Source organism: Chitinibacter sp. GC72 (assembly GCF_009760905.1).
Lineage (GTDB): Bacteria > Pseudomonadota > Gammaproteobacteria > Burkholderiales > Chitinibacteraceae > Chitinibacter.
In genome coordinates, this window is the sequence record NZ_VIRW01000028.1 from 22830 (window position 1) to 29974 (window position 7145).

Here is a 7145-nt window from a genome sequence, read left to right on the forward strand (position 1 = left end):
TCTAAGCATGGGTACGCCGTTGGGTGAGCCCAATCCACGGAATTGGATTTTGACTTTTAGGAGAAGCAATCATGGCTCAAGTAATTAACACCAACGTAGCCTCACTCAATTCTCAGCGTAACCTTGATAAATCACAAGGCATGCTGTCAACCTCTTTGCAGCGCCTGTCTTCAGGTTTGCGAATTAACTCTGCGAAAGATGATGCTGCAGGCTTGGCGATTTCTGAGCGTTTTAGTTCTCAGATTCGTGGTATGGATCAAGCTCGCCGCAATGCCAATGATGGTATCTCAATGGCACAAACTGCAGAGGGGGCACTCAGCTCCACCGGTAATATTCTGCAGCGTATTCGTGAGCTTGCTGTGCAGTCGGCTAATGCGACAAATTCTGCATCTGACCGTACAGCTTTGCAACAAGAGGTTACCCAGTTGTCATCAGAGCTGGATCGTATTGCTCAAACTACTGAGTTTAATGGTCAGAAACTGCTTGATGGCACTAATAGTTCGGTTTACCAAGTGGGTGCAAATGCGAATCAAACTATTACCTCGACTACAGCTAACTTCCGTACCTCCGCGTATGGCAATAATCGTATTGGCGCGTCTACAACTGCGTCTTCAGGGGATTTGACTGCAGGTAGTCTATCTAATGCGGTAGCATCCTCTGCATCAACTACAGCACGTGTTGTTGCGGGTTCAGTTACCATTAATGGCGCTTCTGGTTCGGCGGATGTCTCATATACTGCGGGATCATCGGCGAAAACATTTGCAGCAAATATTAATGCAAAAACGGGTACTACAGGTGTAACAGCAACGGCTCGTACTGAGTTTGATTTAACTGGTTTTTCTACATCAGGTAGCTACTCTCTGAGTTTGACATCAAATAATACGACGGCAGTAGCAATTTCATTTACGACAGGGGGCACGATCAATGGCGATGGACTGTCTGGGGCAATTAATGCAATCAATGAGCAATCAGGTAAAACTGGTGTATCTGCTAAACTGAATAGTGCAGGCACAGGGGTCACGTTGATCAATGATGCAGGTGAAAATATCACCATCACAAATACTCTCGGCATTTTGACAGTTGGTGGTGGTGGCACGACGGCATCTGGCACAACAAATATAGGTATTGGACAAGTAACGCTTGATTCTGATCGTTCGTTTAATGTTACGACCACAGAGCAGGCAAGTTTTCTTAATGTTGCGACAGCTTCTTCTCAGTTGCAAAAAGTTGAACAAGTTGATGTTTCAACTGTCGCAGCTGCAAATAGAACGATTGCAATTGTTGATGGAGCCTTGCAAGCAGCTAATGGGCAACGAGCCAAATTCGGTGCCTTGCAGAGTCGGTTTGAAAATACCATTTCAAACTTGCAAACTGCTGGCGAGAATATGTCAGCATCTCGTAGCCGGATTCGTGATGCTGATTTTGCTTCCGAAACATCAAATTTGACTAAAGCGCAGGTATTGCAACAGGCGGGTACTGCGATGTTGGCTCAAGCTAATGCCTTGCCACAGCAGGTGCTAAGCTTACTGCGTGGCTAATCGCATAACACCAGTTTAATTGGTTGAGCTAAATTGCCCCAGCGCTAAACAGGTGCTGGGGCATCTCTACAAAAAGAGGTGCATCATGCAAATATCATCTTTAAATTTAACTTCCGCAATTTCGCCTCAGTTGCGGCAAGATGACGCGAATGTTGTGCTCAATAAACGCTCCGAACCAGTCATTGAGCCTACCGCAACCCAAACTGAAGATGCAGTTAAGGCGCTAGATCCGAAAGAGTTGGCTAACCAAGTCGAGGATGCAGTCAAAAAAATCAACGATACAATCAAACTATTGAATCAAGGCATTGGTTTGGAGTTTGGTATGGATGAAGACACCAATATACGCTTGGTAAAGTTGATTGATACTAAGTCAAAAGAAGTGTTGCGGCAGTTTCCTTCTGAAGAAGTCATCAATATTGCAAAAGCGCTCGATAAGCTACAAGGGCTGCTTGTACGTGATAAGGCTTAGCTGAATGAGGTTGAAGCTGGTGATTTGCTATTTATAGTTTTTTCTGATGTCAGAAGTTGGTACGTATCTACGTGTCGATTTAATGACTTGCTGTATAGGGGGTAATCATGGCTAGTATCGACGTTAATTCAATTGTTAGTCAATTAATGGAAGTGGAGCGCCAGCCCCTGAAAAAGTTTGATGTTAGAAATATCGGTATTCAGGCACGAATTAGTGCTTATGGATCAATAAAAAGCGCACTGTCCTCGTTCCAAGGTGCTGCTCAGAAATTATCAAACGCAGATAATTTCAATGTTATAAATGCAACCTCTTCTGCAACTGATTTTGTGAGTATATCTGCAACAAAAAATGCCGCAGATAGCAAATTTTCAATGGAAGTCACTCAATTGGCTCAAAATCAGAAGTTGGCTTCCACTGCATTTACTTCGACAACAGCAGAAGTAGGCCTGGGCACAATCAAACTGGATTTTGGAAAATATATAACTGCTGCTGGTACCACAAGTTTTACGTCGAATCCAGAGAAAGTATCAAAAAGTATTACAATTGATGCTAATAATAATACATTAGCCGGTGTTCGTGATGCCATAAATAACGCAAAAGCGGGTGTAACTGCGAGCATTATTAACGATGGTAGTGGTTATAAGCTGACGATTGTATCTAATGATACAGGCGAATCAAATGCACTGAAAATTACAACAACCGATACAGGTGATGGTGTTGACAGTGATGCTGCAGGCTTGTCCCGGCTGGCGTACAACGCATCTACTGGCGGAGCGGCGAACTTGACGCAGAATCAGGCAGCTCAAAATGCCAGATTCAAAGTAGATGGAATTGATATTAGTAAGGCTGCTAATGTTGTTTCTGATGTAATTGATGGTGTAACTCTCACCTTGAATAAAGTAACGACTTCTGCTGTCAATTTAAGTGTAGGGAAAAATACGAGTGGAATTGCAAAAAACGTTCAGGACTTTATAAAAGCATACAATGATTTATCGAAAGCATTAACAGATTCTACCGCATATAATAAAGATACCAAGCAAGGTGCAATATTGAATGGCGAAGGTACGGTTCGTTCCATTCAAGTGTCATTGCGAAATGCAATTAACCAGACAATAGCTGGTACTGGTGGTGATTTCAAGTCACTAACACAGATTGGTATAAAATTGGACCAAAACGGAGTCATGTCGTTAGATACGGCAAAATTTAACGCAGCAATCGAAAAAGATGCTCAAGGTGTTATTAGTTTATTTGCAAGTAATGGGCGTGCTAGTGACTCATTAATTCGTATTGATAGCTTTGACAAGAATACACAAACAGTTGCAGATTTGGGTGTGTCAGTAGTTAGTAACGCCACTCAGGCAAGCTACACTACAACAGCTTTATCATTTAGTGGCCCAGGTGGTACCTTTAACATTGGAGCTAGTAATAAAAATTTTGGAATTACTGTTAATGGCGCCGTTGCATCAATTACTTTAACAGAAGGTGACTACACCCCGTCCCAATTAGCAGCAGAATTACAAACACGAATTAACTCTAACTCAGTGCTGCAAACGGCAGGTGCAAAAGTGGGCGTTGTGATTGGCGCTGATAACAAAATTGTGATCAACAACACGAAATTTGGCAGCGAAGGAATGCTCAGCGTCACTAGTGATTTACTGGGTACAGGTACTTCAGGCCCGATAACAGGCTCGGATGTTCAGGTTAAAGTGGGTAACGATCTCAAAACAGGCGTTGGTCAGCAGGTCACTCTGGATAGTGGATTGAAGTTTTCTGTGCTGGGTGGCGCCGCGAGCTCTCCAGATGGAGCAAGCCGAGGTACAATTAGTTTCTCGCGCGGTTTTGGCTTCCAATTTGATTCAATGCTTGAAAAAATGCTGTCAAATAAAGGTGAGGTTGCCACGCGCATTGATGGGATGAATCGAGAGGCAAAAAATATTGCCAAGCGCACCGAAGAATTTAATCGGCGATTAGTCGATATCGAGCAGCGATACAGAAAGCAGTATACTGCTCTTGATTTGGCGGTAACCCAGATGCAATCAACTAGTACTTGGTTAACTACCCAACTTGCAAACTTACCCAAGGTGGCATAAATGATTGTAAACAGAAAAGCCATCAATGCTTATGGAAGTACAAGTTTAGAGTGTCAAGTTGAAGCGGCATCTCCACACCAGCTAGTGGTTATGCTATTTGATGGAGTTATCAAATCAATCAATATTGCAAAATTTCACCTACAGCAAGGTAATGTTGCTGAAAAAGGAATGGCTTTGACTAAAGCAATTGCTATTATCGAAGAAGGTTTGCGATTGTCTTTGGATATAAATTCTGGCGGTGAACTAGCAGAAAACCTTGATGCTCTCTATGAATATTCAGCTTATCAGCTTCTTCAAGCTAATTTAAAAAATGACGAATCTATTTTGGATCAGGTTTTGTCACTCATGAATGACCTTCGTGCTTCATGGTTGAGTATTAATCCGGCTATTGGTACAACAAATCGCCCTGATGAGGCTTTGATTAATTCCGCAAATATATTAAGTTATGGACGAGGCTAAACTGTTGGAGCATCTTCGAGGCATCCTGTGTAATGTCGATCAGCTACTCGTCTTGGCCGAGTCAGAGTTATGGGATGATTTTCAAACTATATTTGCTGATTATGAGAAATTGACCGCGAATATGCTGCCGATTGCTTGGTCATTATATGCAGTTGATGTCAGAGATGAAATCAAAGATTTATTAATTGAAATAGAGTCTAAACACCAGCGACTTTTACCTTTAGCGATTTCCTGGAAGGCAGAATTAAAAGCCATTCTAAATAGTGAAGTGCAATCACGCCGTTTGGATGAAAAGTATCGCTAACTTGTTCTGGGGTTGTTGGAGATGAGTCTGGTCTCTTTTTGGATAGCATTTTTTTGCTAAAATATGGTTTTGTAGTGCTTTGTTCTGCACTTCGGCATTAGTTGGCATAAATGCTGCAGATAGACTAGAGAAAAGATCAACGAATGCTGAGTTGCTGGGGGTCGAGTGGAGCATACTGGACTGTATCTGACATGGTCGCAATTACTATGGCTTACGCTTGTGATCGTGCTTTTTTATATCGCAGAGTGGGTTCTGATGTTGAATTGGCATAGACGACAGCTCCAAAAGCATACCAATATCGATTATGAGAATAAAATTAGCCACCTTGAAAATGCTCTGGCGGATTTAAAAGCGTTCGTCATGACGCATAAGGCCGACAATACGGATTGTGCCGAATCCGATTCTTATGACGTGTCTGAATCGGAATCTATACAAGCTGAGAGTGCATATTCATTAGCGATAGAGCTTGCAAAAAAAGGCGCAGATGCGGCTACTCTGGTCAAAGAGTGTGGATTGTCGCGGGCCGAGGCCGATTTGATCGTTGCAATTTACCATGGTGTCTATAAGGGGTGACGATGTTACCCGGGAATACTTCCTCTACGCTGGTTGGCAATTTCATCCGTGCCCAGCAAGGCGTTATTGATACCGTCCGTATTTCCCCCGACGATTTACGCCTTACTGTTGGCGAAAAAGTCCAAGCTGTTGTGACCAATCAGCTCAATAATGGGCGCTTTGCTGTGCTAGTTAAAGATCAATTGCTTGATCTGAATCTGCCCCGCAACACCCAGCCGGGGCAAGAGTTTGAGCTGACGGTGCTAAGTAAAGAGCCGCAGCTGACATTCCGACTCAATACCGCAGCGCAATCGGCGCTTGCTGGTGGATTGCCTGCGGCGCAAGCAGATTCGGATACTCCGGTTGCTCTCAGCAAGGGGGCTAATATGATTGGTGAGTTGCTCAAGCAAGAGAGCAAATCAGCCTCCAGCAGCGTCTTGCAACAAACCCAGCCCCTGTTTACTGCCAAGCCCGATACTGTACAGCTGGCTGGCCAATTGGCTTCCCGGCTTTCTGCAAGTGGTTTGTTTTATGAATCCCACCAGGCTGAGTGGGTGAGTGGCGGCCGTGCATTTCAGACTTTGCTCAGTGAACCACAGGCCTTGTTCAAACCAGAAACGATGACTCAACCCGAGTCCCGTGAAAAATCCGGTCAGCCAGTGGTGCCTGCTCGAGTTGCTGAGCAGCCAGAAGGTAAGTCGCAGCCATCTGAGATACAAGATAAAGCCTTGCGTTCTGTGCTTGACGCCTCAAATACCCTGCGCACGCAAAACACCCTTGCAGACGATAAAGCCCTGCAGCAAATGGTGCGTCAGCAGCTCGATTTGGTGGAAAACAAACCTCTGGTCTGGCAGGGGCAGGCTTGGCCGGGGCAGAACTTGCACTGGGAGCTTGAGCTGGAAAATGAACGCGAAGCGCAGCAAGCCGATGCCGCGACAAGCCAGCAATGGCAAACCCGGCTCAATCTGGATTTGCCCAAGCTGGGCGCACTGGGTGTAGTGGCGCAATTACAGCAGGGGCAATTCAGGCTGCGTTTTCAGGCGGCGAGTGAAACTACAGCACAAACATTGCGTGAGCAGCAAGCCGAATTAATGCGCCGCTTCGAGGCAGCCGGATTACAGTTGGTGGGCACCCAGGTCGAGCACGATGAACACTAAACCCAAATTGCGCTCGCAAGCGATTGCGCTGGCGTACCGAGAAGGCAGTGCTGCGCCACGGGTAGTAGCCAAAGGCAAGGGCCTGCTTGCCGAGCGCATTATTGAAAAAGCCAAGGAAGCCGGTATTTTTGTGCACGATTCGCCGGAAATGGTGGCTTTGCTGATGCAAGTTGACTTGGATAGTCAAATTCCTCCGCAACTGTATCGTGCTGTGGCAGAATTGCTCGCTTTCATTTACATGCTGGAGCGGGGTGATGAGATTGCCGCTCCCGATTTTGGCTATTTAGCCGAGTCTGCAGCCGATCTGGGCGCAGGCAAGGCGGATGATAATTAATCTGAGGTAAACCCCCGGCTTTGCCGGGGGACTCACCAAGGTTTGACCTATACAACGGTCATTGTGAAGCTCCGATCTCGACCAAGAGAAGGAGTTTCAAATGAAAGAGTATCAAAGTCTGAGCCATACGCGTTGGGATTGTAAATATCACGTGGTGTTTATCCCCAAGGCGAGAAAGAAGCGATTATTCGGCGCATTGCGCCGTAATCTTGGGGTTATTTTCCATGAGCTGGCACAGCAAA

At 45.2% G+C, this 7145-nt stretch carries 9 protein-coding genes; all 9 read left to right on the plus strand.

Annotated elements, in window-relative coordinates; genetic code table 11:
- Positions 1 to 71: 71 nt before the first annotated feature.
- Positions 72 to 1538, plus strand: coding sequence for a flagellin (locus FLS37_RS15595; RefSeq protein ID WP_157670900.1), 1467 nt, complete (start codon positions 72 to 74; stop codon positions 1536 to 1538).
- Between the two features lie 85 nt (positions 1539 to 1623).
- Positions 1624 to 2007 carry a flagellar protein FlaG gene (locus FLS37_RS15600; protein ID WP_157670901.1) on the plus strand — a complete coding sequence of 128 codons (384 nt, stop codon included), beginning with the start codon at positions 1624 to 1626 and terminating at the stop codon, positions 2005 to 2007.
- A 107-nt stretch (positions 2008 to 2114) separates the two neighbouring features.
- Positions 2115 to 4097 carry a flagellar filament capping protein FliD gene (fliD, locus tag FLS37_RS15605; RefSeq protein WP_157670902.1) on the plus strand — a complete coding sequence of 661 codons (1983 nt, stop codon included), beginning with the start codon at positions 2115 to 2117 and terminating at the stop codon, positions 4095 to 4097.
- On the plus strand, positions 4098 to 4556 hold the full coding sequence (gene fliS, locus FLS37_RS15610) for a flagellar export chaperone FliS (RefSeq protein ID WP_157670903.1): 459 nt from the start codon (positions 4098 to 4100) through the stop codon (positions 4554 to 4556).
- The gene (locus FLS37_RS15615; RefSeq protein ID WP_157670904.1) at positions 4543 to 4860 is read left to right on the plus strand and encodes a flagellar protein FliT; all 318 of its coding nucleotides are present in this window, start codon (positions 4543 to 4545) and stop codon (positions 4858 to 4860) included. The genes fliS and FLS37_RS15615 overlap by 14 nt, the downstream gene beginning before the upstream one ends.
- Positions 4861 to 5079: 219 nt before the next feature.
- Positions 5080 to 5433, plus strand: coding sequence for a DUF2802 domain-containing protein (locus FLS37_RS15620; protein WP_157670905.1), 354 nt, complete (start codon positions 5080 to 5082; stop codon positions 5431 to 5433).
- A gap of 2 nt (positions 5434 to 5435) precedes the next feature.
- Complete coding sequence (locus FLS37_RS15625) at positions 5436 to 6569, plus strand: flagellar hook-length control protein FliK (RefSeq protein ID WP_157670906.1); 1134 nt, start codon at positions 5436 to 5438, stop codon at positions 6567 to 6569.
- A complete protein-coding gene (locus FLS37_RS15630; RefSeq protein WP_157670907.1) occupies positions 6559 to 6903 on the plus strand; it encodes an EscU/YscU/HrcU family type III secretion system export apparatus switch protein in 345 nt (114 codons plus the stop codon). The genes FLS37_RS15625 and FLS37_RS15630 overlap by 11 nt, the downstream gene beginning before the upstream one ends.
- A gap of 100 nt (positions 6904 to 7003) precedes the next feature.
- A partial coding sequence (locus tag FLS37_RS15635) for a transposase (protein WP_198314676.1) occupies positions 7004 to 7145 on the plus strand: 142 nt, incomplete at its 3' end.